This window comes from Radiobacillus sp. PE A8.2, assembly GCF_045635475.1.
In the GTDB taxonomy this organism is placed as follows: domain Bacteria; phylum Bacillota; class Bacilli; order Bacillales; family Amphibacillaceae; genus JBJGXI01.
This window is the reverse complement of the sequence record NZ_JBJGXI010000023.1, coordinates 47,804-69,441: the sequence shown is the minus strand read 5'-3', so window position 1 is coordinate 69,441 and position 21,638 is coordinate 47,804. Positions and strand designations below refer to the sequence as shown.

Here is a 21,638-nt window from a genome sequence, read left to right as displayed (position 1 = left end):
TGCCTACTATTATGATTTGCACTATAGGCTAGAGTTTATCTAACCACTCGAACTGTCGCATATGAATCAAGACATGACGGTATTATAATTGATTAGAAATTTTATAAAATTTTACAAATTCTTAATATATCATGAGCCTCTTATGTTGTATAGTAAAAATGAGTTACTATTAACAAAGGATGATAATAGTGTCGAGCTTCGTTACGGAAATAAATTCATTAGACAATCCATTGTATTACAATAATCGTGAGTTAAGCTGGTTAGCCTTTAACCAACGCGTATTGGAAGAAGCACAAGATACCTATAATCCTTTATTAGAACGCATGAAGTTTTTGGCGATCTTTAGTTCGAACTTGGATGAATTCTTCATGGTACGCGTTGCCGGTCTAACCGATCAAATGAAAGCCGGGTTTAATAAACCTGAAAATAAAGCGGGTCTAACACCTAAACAACAACTGGCCCGAATTTCTGATTTCAACCATAAGCTCGTTGATCAGCAATATCAAACCTATCATAAGCTAATCCCGCTTCTAGAAAATGAACATATTGCTACTGTATCATTGGATGATTTGGATTTTCAACAACTAGAACAGCTAGAAGAATATTTCGATGAACAAATTTTTCCTGTATTAACACCGATGGCGATTGACGCTTATCGACCATTTCCGATGTTATTGAATAAATCGATCAATTTAGCTGTTGTACTTGAAGACATGTCTGACTCTAGTGTGATCGATACGAAGACAGCTATTGTACAAGTACCGGCCTTGTTAGACCGTTATGTGCGGATTAATCATTATCAAATTCATTACGTTCTATTAGAGGATATCATCAGTCATTTTATTCATAAATTTTTCAAAGGCTATAAGGTAAAATCGATTACGGAATTTCGAATAACTAGAAATGCGGATATGACCATTCACGAAGAGGGTGCAAGAGACCTTCTAAAGGAAATTGAAAAAGAATTAAAAAAACGTAAATGGGGTTCTGCAGTTCGCCTAGAGGTACGTGAAGACAAGTATGATCAGACAATCGTGAATTTTTTACTTCAGGTACTTGAAATTCACAAAGGTGATCTGTATATCGTAAACGGGCCGCTTGACTTAACCTATTTATTTCAGTTTTATAAAAACTTAGCTGCAGTTAAAGAGGATCTCGTTTACCAGACACTTATTCCACAGCCTCCGATTGATTTGGATTTTCAGGAAAACATCTTTGAGGCAGCCAAAGAACGTGATATCTTTCTACACCATCCGTATGAGTCTTTTCAGCCGGTTGTTGAGTTTATTTCCAGTGCTGCAGACGATCCGGATGTACTTGCAATCAAACAAACCTTATATCGAGTAAGCGGTGACTCTCCAATAATTGCAGCATTATTAAGAGCTGCAGAAAAAGGAAAGCAAGTAACTGTTCTAGTTGAACTGAAGGCACGATTTGATGAAGAGAAGAATGTGCACTGGGCGAAAGAACTTGAAAAGGTTGGCTGTCACGTTATCTACGGAATGAATTACTTAAAAACGCACAGTAAAATCACGTTAGTCGTGCGCAAACGTGGAGAAACAGTGGAGCAGTTCGTTCATCTTAGCACTGGCAATTATAACGATCAAACGGCAGAGATTTACACGGATATGGGACTTTTTACAAGTGATCCTGAATTCGGAACTGACGCCACCAACTTCTTCAATTACTTGAGCGGATACACAGAAAAGCCAAAGTTCAACCATATATCGATGGCTCCATTTGAAATTCGAGACGATTTTATTCACCATATCGATCAAGAAATTGACATCCACAAGCAATATAAAAATGGCAGAATTATTGCCAAAATGAACTCCCTTACCGATAAACCGTTAATCAAAAAATTTTATGAGGCATCACAAGCTGGTGTGAAAGTCGATTTAATCGTACGTGGGATCTGCTGCCTTAGACCAGGAGTTCCCGGTGTTAGTGATAATGTACGCGTCTTAAGTATCGTTGGTCGCTTTCTTGAACATAGTCGCATTTATTACTTCCACCATAATGGCGAAGATCGGGTCTACCTTTCTTCTGCTGACTTAATGACAAGAAATATGGTTAAACGCGTCGAACTGATGTTTCCAATTTATCAGCGCAATATTAAAATGCGAATCCACAAAATCTTGGCGATTACATTAAAGGATAATGTAAAAGCACGTGAACAATTCAGTGATGGGACGTATCATTATGTAGCGGTATCCCCTAACGCCGAAATAGTCAATAGTCAAATGGTGTTATATAATATGGCCAATCGCGTTTTAGAGGATGAGGAGTAAGAAAAAACCCGTGAAATAATTTTACGGGTTTTTTCTTACATCATTTACATTCCAAATATGGATGGTGGTAATATGTCTTTCAAAACTAAATCATCTAAGCTTTTAAACGTATAGCCTTGCTTTCTGAGGTCTGTAATCAAATGCTCTAACGCATCTGCATTATCCTTCGAGACAGTGTGTAAAAGAATTACTGCTCCAGGGTGGATTTGTTGAATCACGGAATTATAACTTTTTTGCCAACCCTTTTGATCATTTATGTTCCAATCGACAAAGGCCAACGACCAAAACATAGGGATATAGCCAAATTCATTCAGCCACTGTAACGATTGATCACTAAAGGCGCCTTTTGGGGGACGTACATATTTCATTGATTTCTGAGATGTAATATTAGCAACTGCTTTTTCTAACTTATCCAATTCTTTCTTCATTTCTTCTTTTGAAATGGTTGTTAAATCCGGATGATAATACGTATGGTTGCCGACAATATGACCATCCTTTACCATCCGTTTTACAAGCTCTTCGCTACTTTCTACATAGTGACCTGTCACAAAGAAGGTTGCTGGGATTTGATATTCATTTAAAACATTTAAAATATCACCTGTATATCCTTGTTCATAGCCATTATCGAAGGTGAGATATATGACTTTGTCTCCTGATTTATCAAGGTAGTAACCGCCATATTTTTCAAGTATGTTCGCATATTTTCCTACCTCTGGTGGTTCATGATTTGTTCCTTTTTTATAGCCCCAACCATAGCTGGCAGCATCTGTATTCATTGGCATGACAGTTAAGCATATACCTAATATCACAACCATTAACCAACTTACTCTTTTCATCATCAGTCCCCCACTTTTTTTATTTATTTTTCCTTGATTGCTTTGTTTTTATTCAAAGCAGAATCACATCCTTCACATCTAGGACATGCTATAATATACATAATTGCAAACTCGGAGGTATTATGATGGACTTTTCAATGAGTAACGAGCTTTTAAAAACAATCTGGGAGCATTCAGCCACAAAGCTCACGATAGCCGCAATCTTAGCGATATTATTCCTAATTATTTCAAGAAAAATCATTCATTCCTTTTTTAAACGAACCGATTTTATTGAAGAAAAGAAAGAACGGACCCTAGAATTGATGTTAAATTCGTTAATCAGATATGTGGTTACCTTTGCATTTCTTTTCTACTTTATTAACATCACCTTTGATGTGGAGTTGGGTAGTATCCTAGCCGGTGCCGGTATTATAGGTATCGTCGTTGGTTTTGGAGCACAAAGCTTAATTACAGATCTTTTCGCAGGGGTTTTTCTTCTTTACGAGAAACAATTACAACAGGGCGATTGGGTGAAAGTAAACAATACGTATTCTGGAACTGTAGAAGATATTGGTTTACGGTTTTTAAAAATCCGTCAATGGTCTGGTGTATTGTTGACGATAAGTAACGGGAAAGTAACTGCAATTGAGAATTATAACATGGAAAAAATGCGAGTCTTAGAACATGTTACAACGAGCTTTTATGAAGATCCGAAGAAGATGTTTTCCTTACTTGAGGAGGTTTGTGAGCGTCTTAATATAGAATTACATACCTATTTAAAAAAGGATATTACCGGGGCGCCCGTCGAGCCGTTTACATTATATGGTATGTCTTCTTTAAATGATCAATATCGCGGCTATAAGTATACGGTATCAGGGCTTTGTAATGATGCGGAATATTTTACAGCAGCAAAGGAAACCCGTCGAATCATTGCTGAAGCATTGTTTGAAAATAACATTCAAATGGCTGAACAGCGTGTTGAAATGCGGTCGGAGTAATAGAAAAAACGAAGACGCTCGGAACTGAACGTGTGTCAATGCACTATATTTACAAAACCAAAGGCTGTCATCTCGATGACAGCCTTTTATCCATTATTATTGTTTAAGCTGGAAGGAAAACGAAACATGGTCTTGAATTGGGATCCATGCACCTATTCCTTGCTTGGTTACATTTTTGACAACAATACTCTTTTTTGAACCTTTTAATTGTAAATAGACTTCTCCAAATGTGACTTGCCCTTTTTCATTCACAGCTGGTGCATAAGAATGAAGATATCCTACCTTTTTCGTAGGAACAGCGTAAGAGTTATCAAGCTTTGTTCCTTTACCAACAACCGTGTGAAATGACAATGGCAGATCTGTCTGTTCCTTTGCATTTAACAACATCATCTTTTTAATGTCATCAGGTTTGTCAATTTTAGTTGTTAACCCACCTTTGACATGCTTCTCTTCCTCTTGATTGTAATGCATTGTTTTTTGCGTATTACCACCGATATTGTTCGTTTGATTCGTATTAATTTCTTGGTATTCCCAATTAATACTCGTTTCATTTGATTTGTAATTTAATGGCCAATGCCCCATATAAATCATCCCTCGATAACCAAAAGCAATCGGGGAAGGCTTTATAGAAGTTTCATTTAACAGCTTGATTAAATCTGGGTTTTCTATTTCCATATCAGCATTTTCGATTAATTCTTCGACTAATTCACTTGGCTCTAGAATTACTTCGTCTTTCGTTGAATTAGGATACGTATTTTGTTTTGATATATTTAATACATGACTAGGAATTTCATTGTCTTTACCGTCTTTCTGCTTTGGTTCTTCTTCTTTTGCAAATGCTGCAAAAGGAGCCATACCAATAAGTAAAACAGCGATGACTAGCGCGATAACTTGTTTCATGCGACCCATTCCTTTCCTTTTTGGGATAGTATTTTCAGAACGCATGAATGTTATGCACTTAATGTTGGATTACTTCATTCTCACTTTGTAATAAAGTTAGCATTTTCTTAGATATTGGTTCAAAGAATTGAATCGCTGGTCCTATGAAAAGAAGTATCAAGAGTGTTCCGATACCTACAGGGCCACCAAGCAGAAATCCGATTAGCACAGCGAGTCCTTCAGTAATCGATTTTGCCTTTAACAGGCTCATTCCAAATCTTTTGTGTAGAGCAACCATAAAGCCATCAATCGGATTAATGAACAGGCTAGGCTGTAAGTATAGCGAAACACCAAAGCCAAGTATAAATACTCCAATAATCAGCATTGTTGCTTGTACGAGCAGCTGTTCAAAATGCCAATCAGCCATAACGATCAACAACCAAAAATCTATAACAAAACCAATGATAAAAATTGTTATTAATGCTAGATAATCCGGGCGCATGTTGGCAATCATTGCATTCGTAAACATAAGAAAGATTCCAATTATGATTACCCAATTACCGACTGTAAGACCTGACATCTCGGATAATGCAACGTTAACCGCATCCCACGCTCCTGCGCCAAGGTCAGCTTTAATCGTTAAGGAAGCACCGAAAGTCATAATACATATACCTATTAAATAAAACAAAATTCTTACTGCTATATTTCTCATAGATGCCTCCTTTACATAAGAAAAGCGCAGAGCGCCCGTTTAGCAACGTACGGACTGGACTGAGCCGTAGGAGATAAAGGAAACACGACGATCCGAAGGGAGTCGATGTTGACTTATCGTACGGAGGTGAGGGAAGTCTCGCTAGTTGCTGGGCTCTCGGAGCTAGACACATGTACAAATTTTATACTTGCTTATTTTGCAAAAAAAGAAGCTCTTATTCCATTAAGAAATAAGGCTCCTCTATTTTAGCTATTTATCTCGATGCATTCAAGGCTTTCTTTAATATTAATACTATTTTCCACAGATCTAATCATCGAGCAATTCTTTCGTGCTACCTCTAAATTTTTGTATAGTTTTCCCTCATCTAAGTATCTGCCTTTCACTACGAACTCTAAATGAATGCTTTCAATTCGATTCGCTTCCATCTCATTTCGTTCAACCTCAGCATTAATAATTAAATCTTCATAATCAATTTTCTGTTTGTCCAATATTTTGCGATAAACAGATGCACTACAGCCAGCAATTGAGGCAACCATCAACTGAAAGGGACGAAAACCATACTCTTCATTGCCAGAAACATCTAATTCACCATATGGTAAGTCTATCCGCATCCCTTGTTCTTTCAAAAAAAGCTTCACTATTAAAACCTCCCATAAACATCTATAGGTATGTTACCCGTTTATGAAATGAATAACACATATTTTCTGCTCCAAGTATATTCATTGACCTTTCGAAAGCTACATATTAAAGTGATAATGCATGTTTTTCGGAGAGGAGTTTCGTAGATGTTATCATCACGAGCAAGATTTTGGGTATTAATATCGTTAGTTATGATTTCCGGATTCTCACAAGGCATGCTTTTACCTTTACTAGCCATCATACTTGAGCAAAGCGGAGTCTCCTCAGCAGTAAATGGGCTGCATGCGACGGGATTATACATAGGTGTATTGGTTGCATCACCATTTATGGAAAAGCCATTACAGAAATTAGGTTATAAGCCAATTATTCTTGGCGGTGGTTTATTAGTTATCACGTCACTCGCTTTATTTCCAGTTTGGCAGGCTTTATGGTTTTGGTTTGTTTTACGATTGTTAATCGGAATAGGTGACCATATGCTTCATTTCGGTACACAAACATGGATTACCTCAACGGCACCTGCACATAGACGCGGACGCGATATTGCCTTTTACGGACTATTTTTCAGTCTTGGCTTTTCTCTTGGGCCATTAATGTCTAGATTGTTGGAAGTCCATCAAAGCCTTCCTTTTATTGTTTCAGCTGCTCTTAGCTTGATCGTATGGTCGGGTATGTTGTTTGTGCGAAATGAATGGGTGCAAACAGATGAGGATGTACAAACCGTATCAACGTCATCATTCCGGCGTTTTGTGCAAACGTGGAAGATTGCTTGGGTAGCCCTATTAGCACCATTTGCTTATGGAATTTTAGAATCTACTTTGCATGGGATCTTTCCTATTTACGGTTTGCGAATTGGTCATGATGTTGCACTGTTATCGATCATTATTCCTTGCTTTTCAGCTGCAAGCCTGTTAACACAAATACCTCTAGGGATACTCAGCGACAAGCTCGGTCGCAAGAATCTATTGATGATCGTGCTGTCGGTAGGGATTTTAAACTTTATGCTAGCTTCACAAATGGAGGCTAGCGTTGTTTGGTTATTTGTTAGCTTTTCGATCGCTGGGATGTTTGTCGGTTCTCTGTATTCACTAGGTATCTCTTATATGAGCGATCTGCTTCCTAAAGCGTTGTTACCTGCTGGCAACATCATGTGTGGAATTGCATTTAGTATTGGTAGCATGCTCGGACCTTATTTCGGTGGCTTGTTTATCGATTGGTTCCCGCAAGCATCACTTTTTTACGTCCTTATCTTCTTATTATCTATTGTGTTAGTATCGATATCGTTTAAGAAAAGCGCAGAGCGCCGCTTAGAAACGTAGCGACTGGAGCGAATCGGCTGAGATAAAGGAATCATGCCCCCGCATAGGGGGTATGTCGACGTTGGACGACAAGTCCGCCTTTAGTCGACCTTCCATAAAACCTGAATCGATGATGACTTATCGTAGGGCGATTAGTGAAGTCGCCTAGTTTCTGGCGCTTGGAGCTAGACATGTACAAATTTTAAACTTTCTTATCTTGTAAAAAAAGAAGCTCGAGTCACGCTTACATCGTAAACGCTCGAGCTTCTTTTTTATTATAAATCGATTACAGCAAGTACTTCTTGATAAGTAGGCATGCCTTCTTGTGCACCAAACATAGTAACAGCAAGACCAGCAACAGTTGTCGCGAACTGAATTGTTTTTTCCATCGGCCACGCTTCAGCAATTCCATAAGCTAACGCTGCATTAAAAGAATCACCTGCTCCAGTCGTATCTACCACATCTCCGAGTCGTTTAGCAGGTATTACTTTCACTTTTTCATCCTGCCAAATTGCTACGCCTTCAGCTCCTAATGTTACAATTAAATGACTTTGGTACGTTGCATTCCACTTATTAAAAGCTTGCTCCAAATCATGCGTTGATTCAATCGTAACACCTAAGATTGACTCTAGCTCTGTTTGATTAGGCGTTATAAAATCTACTAATGATAAAAATTCGCTTGAAAGCTCCTTGGCTGGGGCTGGATTTACAATCGTTGTGACGTGATGTTTTTTCGCAATTTTCAAGGCACTAAAAACAGCTTCTTGAGGAATCTCAAGTTGAAGCAACAGCACGTCCGCCTCGGCAATCACAGATTCCATTTCTGCTACTAGCTCCTCACTGCAATGCGCGTTTGCACCCGGAATCACAATAATGCTATTATCCTCTGGTAAATGGACAATGTTTGCAATCCCAGTAGCTACACCAGTTTGTTGCTTGATGTACGTTGTATGTAATCCATAGCTATTCAACTTGTCCAGAATCGTTTTTCCAAAAACATCATCACCAACTACACCGATCATATCAATATTGCCACCTAACTTTTGAACAGCAACAGCTTGATTTGCTCCTTTTCCACCAGAAAGATACGTAACATTATCTCCGAACATGGTTTCGCCGATCTTCGGAGGTCTGTTCGCAGAGATAACAATATCCATGTTCAAACTGCCAATCACGACTATTTTTTTGCTCATAAGAAGCTCCTTCCGCACATCTGAATAAGCTTATTTTACCATATGCCGGTATGTTATCGGCTGTATAAGTATCGGCTAAAATGTTTTTCCAAACGTTCTTGAAAGTGAGCAATAAGGACGCACAATGGCCAGTAAATAAGCGCAACTAAAAAATACATCGTCATCATATCATACGTTCTTCCACCGACAATCTGCGCTTTTTGAAATAGCTCAGGTACAGTGATAACCGCTGCTAAACTAGTTGCCTTTACAATATCCAAGAACACATTTGTTAATGGTGGTAGTGCAATACGAGTCGCCTGTGGCAAAATAACTTGATAAAGCGTCTTCCAGTAAGAAAGCCCAAGTGCTTTAGCCGACTCCCATTGTCCATAAGGGACACTACTTAACGAAGCACGATTTATTTCTGCAATATAAGCGGCACTATTCAATCCAAATCCTAGCGTAGCAGCAACATAAGCAGTTAATTCAATCTTAACCTCAGGTAGCGCGTAGTAAAGAATAAATAAAAAGACAAGTATTGGTGTTCCGCGCATAAACGAAATATACAACCGAGACGGCCACCGAATAATCTTCAGGTTCGAACCTCGACCAAGCGCTAAAAATAAACCTAAAATTAAACCAATAGCCATCGCTACAAACGAAACAGCGATGGTCATGGGGAGCCCACCTAATAAAAACGGTAGGCTTTTGATTGCTAACTCAACATCAAACATTGGATTTCACCTCTATAGGTCAAGACCCTCTATTTCTTCAATCTCTTCTTCTGGTTTTACAGATGCATCTTTTCCACCAAAGAACTGTTTAGATAGCTCTGTTAATGTACCATCTTCGCGCATTTCCTGCAGTGTTTCATTAATTTTAGTCGTAAATTCATCGGCATCCTTTGGAAGTACAATTGCTTGCTCAGTTGGATGTATTTTTATGTCCGGATGTAGCACAATATCAAACTCCGTAAATGCCATTAATGCTAGGCTTTGTAAGTAATAATCATTGATTATCATATCAGTACGACCAATATCTACATCACGCAAATACATGTCATTAGTTGCATTACCATACGGGACTACCTCGGCACCAAAATGCTCAGCAATTTGACTAAACACAGTAGTAGCTCCCCCACCTGCTTTTTTTCCTTCTAAATCTTCAATCGTTTCAATACCGGACAAATCTTCTTCTCTTACAATTATTGTAGTATAAGAATATTTGTATGGGTCACTATAATTAAATTTTTCTTGTCTTGATTCTGTAATTTCCATATCATTTATCAATAGATCAACGCGTCCGCTTTCTAATGATGCAAGCATCCCATCCACTGCCATTGTTTCATATTTAATATCTAAGTCTAGACGTGCAGCGATTTCCCTAATAATTTCAATATCATAACCTGTTAATTCTTCTGAATCTTCTGGGTAGAATGACGCTGGATATAGCGTACCTGATGTACCCACTACAATTTCTCCTGCTTCTTGCACTTCTTCCCATTTACTTACGCTTTCTTCATTACTACATGCTGCTAGCACAAGTAATCCTAACGCTACAACTAATAAAAACCCCTTTTGTTTCATCTTAAACCCACCCTTTATTGTTATACTTATTTTCTATAGTAAAATATAACAGTTTACCTCTTACAAATCAATCAGCAAGCACCCTGTTACTATATTATTTTCCAACTGTATTATATAGTCAACATTATTCCGCTAGTCCCTACACTATCCTATGACAATCTAATAATCCTATAACCAGTTTCTTCGCACACTTTTCATAAAGTTTGTTGCGTTTAAACTTCGTAGTTGAAGTGAAATGCGTCGTAAACTGTTGGATGGTGCTTTCAACCGCTTCAGAAATACACTTTGCTTTCCGCGGGGGGCTCGCGGGGGGCTAGTGAGCCTCCTCGCGCATTCGCGCTGCGGGGTCTCACTTAGGCCACTAGTCCCGCAGGAGTCAAAGTGGATTTCCACCGCTGGAATAGTGTCCTTACGCTTTCCTTCAATTGAAAATCTAAGCAAGTGGAGGCAGAATACTTCGACTCCTGCGGGAAGAAAGAGCAGGGACGAGACCCCGCAGAACGCAGTTCGAGGAGACTCGTCGCTCCCCGCGGAAAGCGAAGTATTCTGACGGAACGGGTGATAGCACTATCCCATGTACTACGACGCATACTAGCTATTTTACGCAATAACAACAACCTTTTAGAAAAGAGTCTTATAAATTATTATAATTTAATGTGCTTTCCCATTGACTTCAGATTATATAATGATAATATAATATTAAATACTATTTTATAATAATTATAATTTAATTACGTGCTGACAACGACTGCGTTGTCAGCACTGCTCGTTTTATCAGTCGTTTAATAATGATTATTATTATCAATTAGATTATAAGGAGTGATAATATGGAGATAATTAAAAAGAATACCCACCATAGCAGCCCACATCACTTTCGTCATCTTCATAACAGAGCGTTTCTTAGCAAACTAAAACAACACACTGAATTAATTGCCGCACTATTAGCTGGAATATTAATACTACTTGCTTGGAGTTTAGAAAAATCTATCCCACCTAGCATTTACATCACACTTCTCATTGCTGCTTTTGTGATTGGTGGTTACGCCAAAGCGAAGGAAGGGATCGAGCAAAGCATAACCAACAAGGAATTGAATGTAGAAATGCTCATGATATTCGCCGCAATTGGTTCAGCATCAATTGGCTATTGGACGGAAGGGGCAATTCTGGTCTTCATTTTTTCCTTATCAGGTGCACTAGAAACCTATACGCAAAATAAAAGCGAACGAGAATTACATGCTTTAATGAAGTTGCAACCAGAAGAAGCGATTCGAATTTCTCATGGCATTAAGGAAACTGTAGCCGTATCACAGCTTGAAATTGGTGATCATATTTTTGTAAAAGCAGGCGAACTTATGCCTGTAGATGGGGTCGTAATTACTGGTACAACTTCTGTTGATGAGAGTGCAATATCCGGAGAAGCACTTCCTGTTGGAAAACAACAAGCAGATGGGGTATATGCCGGTACAGTAAATTTAAATGGCAGTATAACTATTGAAGTATCCAAGACTGCTAGTCAGTCATTGGTTCAAAAAATCATCCATTTAGTACAAGAAGCACAAACGGAAAAACCACAAACACAATTATTTCTAGATAAATTCGAAAAGATTTACGTAAAGGTTGTAATTTTAGCTGTCCTAATCATGATGTTCCTTCCGTATTTATTATTTGATTGGAGCCTGTCGCAAAGTATTTATCGGGCTATGATTTTACTTGTAGTTGCCTCACCGTGTGCTTTAGTGGCTTCGATTATGCCAGCGATATTGTCAGCCATATCGAATGGTGCAAGAAATGGCGTCTTATTCAAAGGCGGCGTGCATCTCGAGCATTTAGCAAATGTGCGCGTGATTGCTTTTGATAAAACAGGAACATTAACAAAAGGAAAGCCAATCGTCACCGATGCATATTTCCGAAACGAAGAAGAAGCACCTATTTTGAAAGCTGTTGCTAACATCGAAGCAGCATCGAATCATCCACTAGCAAATGCAGTTCTTGCTTACTGTCAAGAAAAGCAGATTATGCCTGATCATAAGGTGACAAATGTTAAAGAGATTAGTGGAAAAGGGGTTGTGGCTACAATCGATGGCGAAGAGTGGCGCATCGGGAATGCACAGCTAGTTGGAGAGGACGCCGCCTATTCTTTTAATAACGGAAGCTATCAACAATTAGCTGAACAAGCTAAATCACTCGTTTTTATTGCTAATTCAGATGGCATTGCTGGATTGATTGCCTTAAAAGATACGATTCGGGATGATGCCGTTAAAGCGATTCACGCGATAAAAAAATTGGGGATTCATACCATAATGCTAACTGGTGATAACAAAACAACAGCCGCTGCCATTGCTGCCGAGACAGGAGTAGACGACTATATTGCAACTTGTATACCAGAAGACAAGGTAGCCCACATCAAAAGCTTGCGTGGTCGCTATCATCATGTAGCGATGATCGGTGATGGCATTAACGATGCTCCTGCCCTTGCAAACGCAACGGTTGGGATTGCAATGGGCGCAGGAACAGATGTTGCTTTAGAGACTGCCGACATTGTATTAGTAAAGAATAAGTTAGAGAAGATTGCCAATGCCATACGATTATCTCAACGTATGAGTAGGGTTACGAAACAAAATATAATATTTTCCTTAACGATCATTTCTTTATTAGTCATTTCTAATTTTATTCAAATAATAGACCTACCTTTAGGCGTGGTTGGTCACGAGGGTAGTACAATTTTAGTAATTCTTAACGGACTACGGTTGCTAAAGTAAACAGCAGAGGCTATGTTAGCCTCTGCTGTTTACTTTTGCGCCAAATGCCGCTTTCGCATTAACGCATTTATTTCTCCACCTGTAATAATAATGACACCACTAATATAAAACCAAATCATCAGCACAATTACCCCGCCGAGGCTGCCGTATGTTGCTGTATAGTTGTTAAAGTTATTTATATAATAGGAAAAAGCAAGTGATGTTAGCTGCCACCCAATAGTGGCAAATGCTGCACCTGCAGCAACATTTTTAATATGCACTCGTTTGTTTGGTGCCATCATGTACAATGCTGTTAAAACAATGAAAAAGACAATGGATGATATAACCCAACGTAACGTATTCCAAATTTCTAAAAATCCTTCTGACAATCCAAAAAAAGAAAACAGATAAACACCAATCATTTTCCCGAATATCGGAAGTAAAAAGGCAATGATAATGACGATTAGCATCGCGACTGTTAGAACGATAGCGATTAGTCTCGATATATAAAAAGGTCGATTCTCTTTCACATCATAAGCAGCATTCATCGATCGCATGATCGCATTAATTCCGTTTGATGCTGACCAAAGTGTACCTATAATCCCTACAGATAATAGCCCCCCATTCTTATCATGCATCAGCTGACTAATGTTAGTGTTAATCATATCGACGATCTCCACAGGAGCATAATTCTTGATAAAATTCATGATGTTTACTTCTGGTATAGGAAGAAAACCGATTAAAGTAACCAAGAACAATAAAAATGGAAAAAGGGACAATAAGAAGAAATAAGCAAGCTGTGCCGAAAGTCCAAATACATCATCGTCTAGAACTCGCTTAAATAAATCTTTTACAAAAGCTAATAATTTTTGCACAATTCTCCCCCTTTAGTGAGGGTCCTGCACGCCCTCACTGCTTTTTTTGTGTGCATCGTTCTCCATTCTTTCTATTGTTTCTTCGACTTGCGACAATATAGTTAAAGCTTGATTCGTAACCTGTGACACATTATTGTTCCACGTGCTGTAGCATTCTTTCAGTTGACGAAATGAATCAGCAGGATGTTTCAAATAGTACTTCGTTGTTATACTAGAATTAATGGCTGTATTCTTTACATAATTCCTCGTCGTTGGGTCTAATAAACTTATTAAACCTCCCGCAATTGCTCCAATTACAATTCCTTGTATAAACTTAGGCTTATCCAATAGCTTTCCCTCCTACGACAGCTTGTCATTTTGTGATATATAATTCAATAAACCCTTGCATCCATCCTTCACTAACTCGTATGTGTAATCAAAATTATCAGTGAAATATGGGTCTGGTACATTTGTTTCAGCAGGGGTCGCTGCAAACTCCATTAATTTACCAACTACTACACCTTCCACTTGATCACGTATCGCTTTCATATCAGTTATATTTTGATCATCCATCGCAATAATATAATCAAATTCATCCCAATCATTATACTGTATTTGTCTTGCTTTCATGCCTTCATAGGAAATTGACAAACCATCCAACAGCTTTCTTGTCCCAATATGAGGAGGATTCCCCACATGCCACTTACCAATTCCTGCAGAATCAATAGAAATTTCATTTTCTAATCCTTGTTTACGAACCATATCTCGAAAAACAGCTTCAGCCATTGGTGACCTACAAATATTCCCTAAACATAAAAATAACACTTTAACCATAATAAACACCTTCCATCTTAATCTTCTTTTATTATACTTGAGCCTGCCAACAATATTAAGTAATCCGAATTAAATTAACCTTTACCTTATTAATTACAAGCAATAAGAAGGGCCGCACAACAACATGTTAGCGGCCTTTGCAAATGAACTATATGTATGTATTTGTTTTCATCACGTTTACAAGTTGTTCAGGTGGAAGAGGTCGACTGAATAAATAGCCTTGGTAATAATCACAGTCAAATTGCTGTAAAAAATGCAAAACTGCGGTATCTTCTACTCCCTCGGCTATTACCTTTATGGCAAAAGTGTGCCCCAACTGGATTACCGCTTTAACAATTTCTGCACTCTGCTCTTCTTTTTCAACATTTTTTATAAATGATTGATCAATTTTCAAATGGTTAATCGGAAATTTTCGTAAATAACCAAACGAGGAATATCCCGTTCCGAAATCATCAATTGATAAGGAAATCCCCATTTCCCTCAAATCGTTCATCGTCTGGATACACTCTTCCGTGTTTTGCATCACACTATTCTCAGTAATTTCTAATTCAAGCCATTCCGGACTCATATTTGTTTCATCAATGATCCGTTTTACTTTGATTAAAAAGTCACTCCGTTGCAATTCAATCGCAGAAACGTTGACAGCGATACTATAGCGCGTGCCATACTCTTCAAACCACAGTTGGTGTTGTCTACATGCTTGCCTGATTACCCATTCACCAATTGAATGAATTAAGCCAATCTCTTCTGCCAATGGAATAAATCTATCAGGAGGGATGAAGCCTTTTTCCTGATGAAACCATCGAATTAATGCCTCAAAGCCAACGATATCACCAGAATTAACATCAACTTTAGGTTGATAATATAAGATAAATTCATCGTTATTCAAGGCTTTTCGTAAATCTAATTCTAATAACAGCAATTCATTATAAGCTTCATTCATTCGCGTCGAATAAAACAAATAATTATTTCTGCCACTAACTTTACAATAATGTAATGCAATACTTGCATAATTAATGAGTTTATTGATTGAAAAGCCATCTTTGTGGGAGCGACTGATTCCAATCGAACACGTAACAAACAATTCATCGCCATCAACAACGATTGGTCGTTTCACTTCACTTTGAACACTAGATAAAAGCTGTGTTAATTCCGCTTTCGAAGCATTCTTGTAGACAACAATAATATATTCATCCCCACCAAAATGATATAATTTTATGCTATCACTCATTAATTTTTGAATGCGTTTACCAATTAATTTAATAACCTGGTCCCCAGCTGATTGTCCAGACATATCATTCACATAATTAAGTCGATCCAAATCACAATATAATATAGCAAATGGTTGGTTGTTCGTCTTACGTATGTATTGATCCAATTCTTCCTTCAACTTACTACGATTCGGCAAGTTGGTTAGTGTATCATAATAAGCAAGATATTCAACCTGCTTTTCCGCTTTTTCCAATGAAGTTATATCCATAACTGTGCCAATCAAGTGCACCACTTTATTTGATTCAACAATCGGCGAAATTGCAGCATAAAGAAAATAATCCTTTATCTTAAATTTCATCGATACTTCTTTACCAGTGAAAGCTTCATCATATTTTGCTTGAAGGAATTGTGAGCCTTCCATTCCATGCAACTGTAATAAATTCTTACCTTCTACTAATTCTGTAGTAAACCCTATTTTTTCAGCTAACTGCCCCTCAACCATTGGATAATAGTACTCATGCGTTTGCTTGTCTTTCTCCACTTTAAACACATAGTTTGCCAGATTGCTTAAAATTCTTCGATAATCATTATTTATTGCATCAAATAGCTTTTCTTCAATCTCTTTCTTTTCTGTAATATCCGTACGAAATGCAACAAAAGCAGTAATTCCCTGCTCTTCACCAAGTAATGGAACTATAGTCGTTTTCACCCAGAAATAGGAACCATCTTTTTTTTGATTCCTTATATCCCCTTCCCACACATCACCAGCTAGAATGGTCTCCCACAATTCCTTATAAAAGCTACGATTATGGAATCCAGAATTTAAAAGCCTATGACTTTGGTGCAGTAGTTCTTCTTTTGAATATCCTGTCAGTTTACAAAAGTTATCGTCAACATAAGTAATAACTCCATTTTTATTGGTAATCGTAATCGTGGTCGACTGAGCAATTGCATATTTTAACTCGTGAAAAATATTAAATTGCTCTGATATAAAGGATTTCATTTTACTGATTTGCTTCGCGGTCATAGGTACGTCTGTTTCCAATTGCTGAAATAGTTGGTTTAGTGTAGTACGATCAAATGCAGAGTCTAGGTTAAGCAGCGTCATATAATGTCACCTTTATCAGTTATTTGTGAAATCCTTTCTTTTAGTTAGTATATCTATATTTTCTGATAAACAAAAGAGTTTATTGGTTTGTTGACTTTGAATAACAGGCATATTGTAGTAAAGTGTGTTGCATTTTAAACTTTATTATTGAAATAAAATGCGACGTAGTGCTCGTGATTTCCGCTCACGCGTCTAGCTATTCCAACAGCAGAGGTATTAACCGGATTGAGCGGCCATATAAGCGCTTATTTCGCTTGAATTTTCAGTTTCGATGATTTGACGGCCACCACAGCTCTTATTTATCGATATCAACTCGTTGAAACAACAAATTCACCCAAATAAGTGCGCTGGTGGCCGCACAATTCTAATAACGCCTCTTTTGTCACAGATAAGCGCAGTCGTGGCCGTCATCGACAGTCAGTACAAGCCTCCTCTACAGCTCCTGTTTAATGTTACGTCGCATACTAGATCTATTTCGCCGTATTATATTACACTGCAAATTTCAAAAACGAGTGCATCCACAATGGATGCACTCGTCAAATTAATTTATCGAAATATAACATCATGTACAGAACCAAAATTTAACTGATATTCGCCAGTGCCAAAAGATGTTGTTGCTTGATTATTTCCTTCTGTTTCTGCCACTTCACTCGTAGCCACTTCTTCCTCCAGTAACTCATAGTCTTCATCAGGCATCGTGATGGTCACATCTGCGTGATCCGCCTCTGATAACGTTACTGTATTAGAATCTTGCACATACCAGCTGCTTTTAATTTTGCTTAAATCAAGATGCATTTCATCTACATACGTGCGCACCTCGACATTTATATCACCGGGAAGAGATAATGTCACATCATAGGCTGCGTTATAATTATCTAACAGTCCATGGCGATCAGGAGCGTCTAGTAATTGGACATACAGCGTATCGCCGACTTGTTCGAAGGTAACAATTTCATTATTATTTATCTCATCAACGTTCGTTCCGGTTTGGTATGTTCCAAACAGATGAATTGTATCTGTATCATTAGGCTCCAACGATACATTCGAATTACTCGAATTTATCACAATCTGCACAATGCTCTCATTAACCTCCTTCTCTATTGATGGCAATACTGCTTGCTTCACTTCTGCATGCACTTCATTGTTGATTAGCTGAACAAGCCCGGTAGAGATTGCGATAAATGTTACTAAGGAAACAGCACCGAGAGCAATGATAAATAAAATTGATAAAATATCATATTGTACCCGCGGTTGCTCTTGTTTCGATAAGATTATATAGACAATAATCTCTAAACCTAATGCAATTAAGACGATTGGTAACCACATCATCGATATGTTTATAATGTCTATGTTTGTAAACTGCGATAGCAAAATGAATACACCTAGCATAACTAGAGCCAACCCCATTGAGATCGAACCAACACGCCACTTCCTCATTTCTTCGCCTCCTCGTTACGGCTTGAACCTGACAACAGCTTGACGCCTCCACCAATTAGCAGCAAGCAGACGATAACAACTTGAAAATACTGTTCATAAGCCCAAATGTTAAAATCAAAGTAACTTGCAGTCATCGGAAGCACTATACTGTCTAATAGATAAAAGAGGCCGAGTACCACAAGCCCAATTCCAACCCATTTTTGATGATTAACAAAATAACTGACGATTGGAATATCTTCTAACTCCTCATATTCGGCTCTATTCACTTGCTGCAACGCATCGAAAAAGCTGAAAAACCATATAATCGGAATTAGGAATAAAAAGATTGAAAGGCGCAATACATCTAGAACATAGATTGATAATAAAAATGCTATCATCAATTGCAAGCCTCGCTTTTGTAATCCAAGGTACATGTGACCAGCGCCAGGAAACATCGATAAAATCGTTGCTAGCATTTTACTTTTTTTGCCTTCCTCACGAAACCGGTCTAAATCATCCATAATCGTGCTATCTTCAACAGTCTCTCCGTTTTGTTTTTTATTCAAAAGTTGGATTACATCAAACAAGCTGTAAATCCATATAATCGGAAGCGCCAGTAAGAAAATTAGAAAGCCACCCTGATTTGTCATAATACTAACAAAAAACACCATCGTTCCTAGACCAATAAATCCAGCCAAAAAAGTCAGACCTCGTTGGTTTAGTCCCAAGTGAAAATGACCTACACCTGGTACAAATGATAGTAATATCGTAAAGAATCGTTCGTTCTGATCGGTGGAATTTGTCCTCCCATCATCTATTTGCACCTGCGTATTATTTGATACACCATTAATGGTAGAGCCAGATAGCAATATAACCAGCATATCAAGTACGCTAATCCCCCAAATAAGTGCCGCAAGAATGAGAAAGATTAATGCTATATCCCCTTCATAAAATGTAACTAAGGCTATAAACCCTAGCCCAATCGATCCGAAAAAGCTTAAAGCATATAAAAACCCACGAACTTTTCGCCCTAAATACATGTGACCGAAGCCCGGTATTAACGCTAAGAAAAAAGCTAATAATGGTGATTTTCTCATCTATTTATCTCCCCTTTCAATTGATCTAACCAGCTGGTTGTTGTATTCATTAACTGATCAGTGATCGATACCTCATCTTTTACCGATGTTTGATCGGAAATTGTTAGTACATTTTGGAATGCACCGGTTAGCATAAGCACTACTGTTAATCCCGCTGCTAATAAATAATGCGCAAACGTCTGTTTTTTCCTCGCTTTGGATGCTGGTGGATTTGATGATTTAGCATGATAACAAGCATTTTGGTTTGTAATTTTTGCAACTGTTTCAGACGTAAATGTTTCGGATAAACCTATCTCTGGCATACTCCAATCATCTATGGCACTTACATACAACTGGAAACATATATCACAATCGTCTAAATGAGTTTCGACTAGTTTGTTTTCCGCATCTGGTAATTCTCCTTCGACAAATCGAGCTAGTTGCTCTTTACTCACGTGTTCCATTAAAAATCATCCTCCTTCCAATTTGCTTTCATCCATTTTCTAGCGCGGTACAAACGCATTTCAACATTTTTTCGTTCAAGGTTTAATTTTGCAGCTATTTGCTCATAAGATAGCTCCTCTATGTAGTAATACCAGACTACGCTCCTTAATTTATCAGGAAGTTTATCGACGGAATTTCTCACACGTATTTTTTGTTCTTTTTCGAGTAGCTGTTGCTCCGTACTTTGAGTACTTGGCAGACTATATAATTGATCACTTAAGTTTAAATCTTCTTTACTTCGTTGCTGCTTTCGTTTCGCATCAATTGCTTTATGAAACGCAATTCGGCTTAGCCACGTTTTAAATCCTTGTGATTGGTAAGATGGGAGAGCATCTACCATTTTAATAAATGTATCTTGCACAAGGTCTTCAGCTTGTTTTTGATCGCGAACGACACTATATACTACTTTAAAAACGTGGTGTTTATAACGTTCAATTAGTACCCTTAATGCTTGATTGTTACCCGCATTAATTTTTTTAATAAGTAATTCATCTGAAATAGCGCTCTCCCCCCTTCCACTATCGCTTCTATGTACTAGACGATATTTGCACTTCGTACCCCTACAAATTTTAAAAAGTTTGTTGTTTTTTACTTGGTAGTTGAAATAAAATCCGGCGTAACATAGTGCTTGTGATTTCCGCTCCAGGCAGTCGCTTTCCGCGGGCACGGCTTCAGCTAACTCAGAAGCAAAGTGGAGGGACGGAGCGGTGCACATGTATGATAAGTGAATACCTAAGCATTACGCCGGATATTAGCTAATTTCCGTAATAACAACAATCTTTAGAAAACAACCTTTTCCCAAACTAAAAGGTACCGGAATTTTGCCGATACCTCCGCAGTTATATCAATGGTGCAATACATGCTTGTCCTTCATTTTTAGACGAATTAACATAATCACTAACATCGTAGGCTTCTAATGGATCAATGTCCAATCCTTGGATAAACTGATACACCTCATTAGGATCGCGCTTAAGTGGTTCAATCCACTCATTCTCTTTTTCCTTCGGTAAGATTACCGGCATCCGGTCATGGATTGGTTGCATAAATGTATTGGCCGCTCGTGTTAAAACGGTGCACGTATACAATTCCTCCCCTTCATGTTCCCATTTATCCCATAACCCTGCGAATGCAAATAGATGACGATTTTTTAAAGCGATCCGCTTGGCTTGCTTCCCTTTATCAAGGCGTTCCCATTCGTAAAAGCTATCAGCTACAATTAAACACCGTTTCTGTGACATAAGGCGTTTGAAGCTGGGCTTTTGATGGGCTGTTTCACTTCTAGCATTGATCATCTTAAAACCAATTTTCAGGTCCTTCGACCAAGCAGGAACTAATCCCCAAGTTAAATAGCCTGCTCGCTTTTGTTTACCATCATGAATAATAGCTAACACCTTTTGTCCTGGCGCGATGTTATACCTTTGATCATAATTCGGCATCTCAGTAAGGTCATATTCTTTTAGAATTTCTAGATCTTCTGCATGTAAAGTAAACCTTCCACACATAAGA

The 21,638-nt window shown here is 38.1% G+C and carries 20 protein-coding genes; 4 read left to right on the top strand and 16 right to left on the bottom strand.

Annotated elements, in window-relative coordinates; all coding sequences use genetic code 11:
- Nucleotides 1–188 precede the first annotated feature (188 nt).
- A complete protein-coding gene (locus ACI6MV_RS13570) occupies nt 189–2,291 on the top strand; it encodes an RNA degradosome polyphosphate kinase (RefSeq protein ID WP_407270848.1) in 2,103 nt (700 codons plus the stop codon).
- 44 nt (nt 2,292–2,335) lie between these two features.
- On the opposite strand, the gene pdaA is transcribed toward ACI6MV_RS13570, so the two are convergent.
- The gene (pdaA, locus tag ACI6MV_RS13565; RefSeq protein ID WP_407270847.1) at nt 2,336–3,127 is read right to left on the bottom strand and encodes a delta-lactam-biosynthetic de-N-acetylase; all 792 of its coding nucleotides are present in this window, start codon (nt 3,125–3,127) and stop codon (nt 2,336–2,338) included.
- A gap of 125 nt (nt 3,128–3,252) precedes the next feature.
- On the opposite strand from pdaA, the gene ACI6MV_RS13560 reads away from it, so the two are divergent.
- Nucleotides 3,253–4,104, top strand: coding sequence for a mechanosensitive ion channel family protein (locus ACI6MV_RS13560; protein ID WP_407270846.1), 852 nt, complete (start codon nt 3,253–3,255; stop codon nt 4,102–4,104).
- 96 nt (nt 4,105–4,200) lie between these two features.
- Here the strand turns inward: ACI6MV_RS13560 and ACI6MV_RS13555 are convergent, their stop codons facing one another.
- The 3 genes from ACI6MV_RS13555 to ACI6MV_RS13545 all read right to left on the bottom strand — a co-directional run bounded on the left by ACI6MV_RS13555 (nt 4,201) and on the right by ACI6MV_RS13545 (nt 6,333).
- Complete coding sequence (locus ACI6MV_RS13555; protein WP_407270845.1) at nt 4,201–5,004, bottom strand: YfkD famly protein; 804 nt, start codon at nt 5,002–5,004, stop codon at nt 4,201–4,203.
- 58 nt (nt 5,005–5,062) lie between these two features.
- A complete protein-coding gene (locus ACI6MV_RS13550; protein ID WP_407270844.1) occupies nt 5,063–5,695 on the bottom strand; it encodes a YczE/YyaS/YitT family protein in 633 nt (210 codons plus the stop codon).
- A 245-nt stretch (nt 5,696–5,940) separates the two neighbouring features.
- On the bottom strand, nt 5,941–6,333 hold the full coding sequence (locus ACI6MV_RS13545) for an OsmC family protein (protein ID WP_407270843.1): 393 nt from the start codon (nt 6,331–6,333) through the stop codon (nt 5,941–5,943).
- Nucleotides 6,334–6,480: 147 nt separating this feature from the next.
- Here ACI6MV_RS13545 and ACI6MV_RS13540 point away from each other — a divergent pair, with 147 nt between their 5' ends.
- A complete protein-coding gene (locus ACI6MV_RS13540; protein ID WP_407270842.1) occupies nt 6,481–7,650 on the top strand; it encodes an MFS transporter in 1,170 nt (389 codons plus the stop codon).
- Between the two features lie 254 nt (nt 7,651–7,904).
- Here the strand turns inward: ACI6MV_RS13540 and rbsK are convergent, their stop codons facing one another.
- Genes rbsK through ACI6MV_RS13525 form a run of 3 tightly spaced genes read right to left on the bottom strand, consistent with a single transcriptional unit; the run spans nt 7,905 to nt 10,390 of the window.
- Nucleotides 7,905–8,822, bottom strand: a complete 918-nt coding sequence (gene rbsK, locus ACI6MV_RS13535) for a ribokinase (RefSeq protein WP_407270841.1) — start codon at nt 8,820–8,822, stop codon at nt 7,905–7,907.
- Between the two features lie 53 nt (nt 8,823–8,875).
- On the bottom strand, nt 8,876–9,538 hold the full coding sequence (locus tag ACI6MV_RS13530; protein ID WP_407270840.1) for an amino acid ABC transporter permease: 663 nt from the start codon (nt 9,536–9,538) through the stop codon (nt 8,876–8,878).
- A gap of 12 nt (nt 9,539–9,550) precedes the next feature.
- The gene (locus ACI6MV_RS13525) at nt 9,551–10,390 is read right to left on the bottom strand and encodes a transporter substrate-binding domain-containing protein (RefSeq protein ID WP_407270839.1); all 840 of its coding nucleotides are present in this window, start codon (nt 10,388–10,390) and stop codon (nt 9,551–9,553) included.
- A gap of 827 nt (nt 10,391–11,217) precedes the next feature.
- On the opposite strand from ACI6MV_RS13525, the gene ACI6MV_RS13520 reads away from it, so the two are divergent.
- A complete protein-coding gene (locus tag ACI6MV_RS13520; RefSeq protein ID WP_407270838.1) occupies nt 11,218–13,149 on the top strand; it encodes a heavy metal translocating P-type ATPase in 1,932 nt (643 codons plus the stop codon).
- A gap of 29 nt (nt 13,150–13,178) precedes the next feature.
- On the opposite strand, the gene ACI6MV_RS13515 is transcribed toward ACI6MV_RS13520, so the two are convergent.
- The 9 genes from ACI6MV_RS13515 to ACI6MV_RS13475 all read right to left on the bottom strand — a co-directional run bounded on the left by ACI6MV_RS13515 (nt 13,179) and on the right by ACI6MV_RS13475 (nt 21,634).
- Nucleotides 13,179–14,003 carry a YihY/virulence factor BrkB family protein gene (locus ACI6MV_RS13515; protein WP_407270837.1) on the bottom strand — a complete coding sequence of 275 codons (825 nt, stop codon included), beginning with the start codon at nt 14,001–14,003 and terminating at the stop codon, nt 13,179–13,181.
- A gap of 12 nt (nt 14,004–14,015) precedes the next feature.
- Nucleotides 14,016–14,330: a hypothetical protein gene (locus tag ACI6MV_RS13510; protein WP_407270836.1), complete on the bottom strand. Its 315-nt coding sequence runs from the start codon at nt 14,328–14,330 to the stop codon at nt 14,016–14,018.
- Between the two features lie 12 nt (nt 14,331–14,342).
- On the bottom strand, nt 14,343–14,816 hold the full coding sequence (locus ACI6MV_RS13505; RefSeq protein WP_407270835.1) for a low molecular weight protein-tyrosine-phosphatase: 474 nt from the start codon (nt 14,814–14,816) through the stop codon (nt 14,343–14,345).
- Between the two features lie 148 nt (nt 14,817–14,964).
- The gene (locus tag ACI6MV_RS13500; RefSeq protein ID WP_407270834.1) at nt 14,965–17,136 is read right to left on the bottom strand and encodes a sensor domain-containing protein; all 2,172 of its coding nucleotides are present in this window, start codon (nt 17,134–17,136) and stop codon (nt 14,965–14,967) included.
- Between the two features lie 546 nt (nt 17,137–17,682).
- The gene (locus ACI6MV_RS13495; protein WP_407270833.1) at nt 17,683–18,573 is read right to left on the bottom strand and encodes a hypothetical protein; all 891 of its coding nucleotides are present in this window, start codon (nt 18,571–18,573) and stop codon (nt 17,683–17,685) included.
- Complete coding sequence (locus ACI6MV_RS13490) at nt 18,570–19,649, bottom strand: hypothetical protein (RefSeq protein WP_407270832.1); 1,080 nt, start codon at nt 19,647–19,649, stop codon at nt 18,570–18,572. The genes ACI6MV_RS13495 and ACI6MV_RS13490 overlap by 4 nt, the downstream gene beginning before the upstream one ends.
- A complete protein-coding gene (locus ACI6MV_RS13485; RefSeq protein WP_407270831.1) occupies nt 19,646–20,092 on the bottom strand; it encodes a zf-HC2 domain-containing protein in 447 nt (148 codons plus the stop codon). Before ACI6MV_RS13485 ends, ACI6MV_RS13490 begins: the two co-directional genes overlap by 4 nt.
- Entirely contained in the window at nt 20,092–20,847 is a 756-nt protein-coding gene (locus ACI6MV_RS13480; RefSeq protein ID WP_407270830.1) for an RNA polymerase sigma factor, read from the bottom strand. Before ACI6MV_RS13480 ends, ACI6MV_RS13485 begins: the two co-directional genes overlap by 1 nt.
- A 124-nt stretch (nt 20,848–20,971) precedes the next feature.
- Nucleotides 20,972–21,634, bottom strand: a complete 663-nt coding sequence (locus tag ACI6MV_RS13475) for an SOS response-associated peptidase (RefSeq protein WP_407270829.1) — start codon at nt 21,632–21,634, stop codon at nt 20,972–20,974.
- Between the last annotated feature and the right edge of the window lie 4 nt (nt 21,635–21,638).